Annotated in this window: 1 protein-coding gene; it reads left to right on the plus strand. The window is 62.3% G+C overall.

Features of this window, described 5'->3' with window-relative positions; translation table 11 throughout:
- The coding region (locus tag ACSFE6_RS31125; protein ID WP_435431202.1) for a beta strand repeat-containing protein at nt 1–4,139 on the plus strand (4,139 nt) is incomplete at its 5' end.
- Nucleotides 4,140–4,305: the final 166 nt, after the last annotated feature.

The raw sequence follows: 4,305 nt of genomic DNA on the forward strand, positions 1-4,305 counted from the left end.
CCAACGGGGCCTATGGGCAAATCCACCTCAACCCGAACGGCACCTACACCTACACCCTGACGTCGCCGCCGAGCACCACGCCGCACGCCAATGACGGCCCGAACGTCACCCACGAAACCTTCACCTACAAGGCCACCGACTCCCTGGGCAACGTTGTCACCAGTACCATCGTGGTCGACATCGTCGATGACGTGCCCAAGGCAATGTATGACAGCAATGCCAACACGGCATCGGAGTCGTCGCTGACCCTGAGCGGCAATGTGCTGACCAACGACGTGCAAGGCGCCGATGCCGTGGCGATCGGCCCCGACAGTGGCCCGATCACCCCCGGTACCTTTGTCGGCACCTATGGGACATTGGTACTCAATGCCAATGGCACTTACACCTACACCCTGAACGCCAATGATGCGGACTTCAAAGGTCTGCACGGCGGCGGCAACGGAACGGAAACCTTCACCTATACCCTCACCGATGCCGATGGCGATACCAGCACCGCCAACCTGGTGCTGAACGTCCATAACAACAATGACCTGGTCATCATCAAGGGCCTGGACATCGATTGTGGCGAGCTGACTGTCTACGAAAAGAACCTCAGCGACGGTACTCATCCCGATACACCTGCGCTGACCCAGAGCGGCACTTTCACCGTCACCGCACTGGATGGCCTGCAAACCCTGACCGTGGGCGGTATTGCGCTGATCAGCGGCGGGGTCGCGGCGAGCATTCCACAGTCGATCGTCACGCCAATGGGCAGCACCCTGACCATCACCGGCTATAACCCGATCACCGGCGTGGTCAGCTACAGCTACACCCTGGCCGACAACGAAACCCATCCGAACGCCAACGGTGCCAACAGCATCAGCGAAAACCTGGACGTGATGGCGACCGATACCGACGGCAGCACGGCATCGGGGCAAATCAACGTCAACATCGTCGACGATTTGCCAACCGCCAAGGCGGACACCCAATCGGTGATCGAAGGCGGCACGGTCAGCGGCAATGTGCTGGACAACGACATCGGCGGTGCCGACGGTCTGGCGGCGGTGATCGGCGTGCGCGCCGGCAGCAATACCTCGACTGCGGCGGTGGGCGGGCTCAACACGCAAATCAACGGTAATTACGGCTACCTGACCCTGGACGCGGCGGGCAACGCGGTCTACCACAGCAACCCGAACTCGGTCGGTGTGGCGGGGGCTACCGATACGTTCACCTACACCGTGCGCGATGCCGATGGCGATCAAAGCACCACCACCATCACCATCGATGTCTGCAACAGCAACATCACGGCCGTGACCGACACCGATGTGACGGTCTACGAAAAAGCCCTGGACTTGAGCAAGGACGGCCAGGACCTGGCGGCTGGCACCGTCACCGGCAGTGAGCCGGGCAATGCCGGGGAAACCGCCAGCGGTACGTTGGTCGGCTCGGTCAGCGGTGCTTCGGGTGCGATCACTTACACATTGGTCGGCAGCACCACCGGGACTTACGGGCAGATCCTGCTCAATCCCAACGGCACTTACACCTACACCCTGACCTCGGCACCGAAAACCTCGCCGGGTGCCAACGATGGCGCCAATACCCTGAGCGAAACCTTCACCTACAAGGCCACCGATGCCGGGGGCAACAGCACCACCAGCACCATCGTGATCAACATCGTCGATGACGTGCCCAAAGCCGTGGCTTCGGAGCGGTCGGTGGCGGCCGTGGAGATCGATTCCAACCTGCTGCTGATCATCGACGTGTCCGGCAGCATGGCCGACCCATCCGGCGTCACCGGTCTCTCGCGTCTGGATCTGGCCAAACAGGCGATCAGTGCCTTGCTCGACAAGTACGACGATCTGGGCGACGTCAAAGTGCAGATCGTGACGTTCAGCAGCAATGCCACCGACAAGACGTCAGTGTGGGTAGACGTGGCGACGGCCAAGTCGATCATCGCCGGGCTGACAGCGGGCGGTGGCACCAACTACGACGCGGCGGTGGCGGTGGCGCAGGAAGCGTTCAGCACCAACGGCAAACTGACCGGTGCGCAGAACGTTGGCTACTTCTTCTCGGACGGCAAGCCCAACGAAGGCTCCATTGGTGGAGGGGATGAGTCGGACTGGAAAGAGTTCCTCACCGAAAACCAAATCAAGAGCTACGCGATCGGACTGGGTAAAAACGTCGACAACAGCGATCTCAATCCACTGGCATATGACGGCACCGGTACGGGTACCGATACCAATGCGGTGGTTGTTACCGACCTTGGCCAGCTCAACTCGGTGCTCTCGGGTACGGTGATCGGTGCGCCAGTGACCGGTTCGCTGCTGGGCGCGGGCGGGACCTTCGGTGCCGATGGTGGTTTCATCAAAACCATCACCGTCGATGGCACCACCTACACCTACGATCCGAAGGGCAACAGCAACCAGGGTTCGCTGAGCTTCAGTGGCGGCGCCAACCATGGCACCTTCAATACCGTCAACAACACCCTGAGCATCGCCACCGACAACAAAGGCACCCTGGTGGTGAACCTCGATACCGGCGAATACAGCTACGTGTCGCAAAAGACCACCTCGGTAGTGCTCACCGAAAACATCGGGTTCACCGTCAGCGACAACGACGGCGACCTGGCCAGTTCGACCCTGGTGGTCAAGGTCATTCCGAACGCGGCACCGGTGGCGACCGATGATCACATCATCACCAACGTGATGTCGGGCAATATATCGGTGCCGGCTGAGTTGCTGCTAGCCAATGACTCCGATCCCGATGGCGATCCGCTGCACGCATCGCCAAGTACTTACAACACCGGATGGGTCGCCAAAGACGCGGACTTCAAGGGCACGGGTGCCATCGACTTCTCCGGCAGCGGCATCAAACCGAGCAACCAGAACCTGGACAACGTGCGCGGCTCGTTCGTGGCCAATACCGCGACGATGACGGCCTTGCTGGTGATCAGCGGCTATCTGGGCCCGGTCACCGCCGCCAACACCAACGATGAGGACCGCATTACCGTCAACCTCAAGCAAGGCGAAACCCTCAACCTTGACCACAACCTGGCCGCCGGCCATATCACCATGGAGTACTCCATCAACGGTGGCGCCTGGATTGCCCTGGCTGATGGCCAGACCATCACCGCGGCGTCGGACGGTGTGTACCAGATTCATGTCACCAACATCACCGACACCGGCGGTGGCGGTGGCGCGGGCAATAAAGAAAACTACGAGCTGACGATGAAGCTCGACTATTCCGGAGCCCATGACACCACGCCGGATTACCACGGCACCTACACCGCCAGCGACAGCCATGGCGGCAGCGACAGCGCCAACGTGAGCATCAGCTACCAGGAAGGTCACACCCTCACCGGTACGGCCGGCAATGACACGCTGGTGGCAGGCGACGGCAACAACATCCTCAACGCCGGTGACGGTAACGACATCCTGATGGCGGGCAATGGCACCAACGAGTTGCATGGCGGGGCCGGCAATGACTTGCTGTTCAGTGGTTTGGGTGCGGATCTGCTGGACGGCGGCACCGGTAACGACACCGCCAGCTATGCCCATGCCACCGCTGGCGTCACGGTCAACCTGGGCGTCAGCGGTGCGCAAAACACCCTGGGCGCCGGCGCCGATACCCTCACGGGCATCGAAAACCTCGTCGGCTCCAGCTTCAACGACAACCTGACGGGCGACAACAACAGCAACATCATCACCGGAGGCCTGGGCAACGACGTACTCAAGGGCGAGGGGGGCGATGACTTCCTGATCGGCGGCCTGGGCAACAACACCCTGACCGGCGGCAGCGGTGCCGACACCTTCCAGTGGCTCAAGGGCAACAGTGGTCACGACGTGATCACCGACTTCACGCCCGGCACCGACAAGCTCGACCTGTCGCAACTGCTGCAAGGGGAGAACGGCACAGCGGCCTCGCTGGATGACTACCTGCACTTCACCGTCAGCGGCAGCGGCGCGTCACTGGTGACCAGCATCGACGTCAGCGCCATGGCCGGCGCGGCGCCGAACCAGACCATCGACCTGGCCGGCGTCAACTTGGCCAGCCACTACGGTGTAACGCCAGGGGCGGGCGGAGTGGTCTCCGGTGCGGACACGGCCACCATCATCAACGGCATGCTCAATGACCATTCGTTGAAGGTGGATACCGTGTGATCTGAAGGTCTGGTTCACACCAATCCCCTGTGGGGGGGGGGGGGGGGGGGGGGGGGGGGGGGGGGGGGGGGGGGGGGGGGGGGGGGGGGAGGGGGGGGAGGGGGGGGAGGGGGGGGGGGGAAGGGGGGTGGTGAGGTCGCGCCGCATTAGCCAACACTAGGCACCG

It is taken from the genome of Pseudomonas baetica (assembly GCF_051216495.1).
GTDB lineage: Bacteria > Pseudomonadota > Gammaproteobacteria > Pseudomonadales > Pseudomonadaceae > Aquipseudomonas > Aquipseudomonas baetica_B.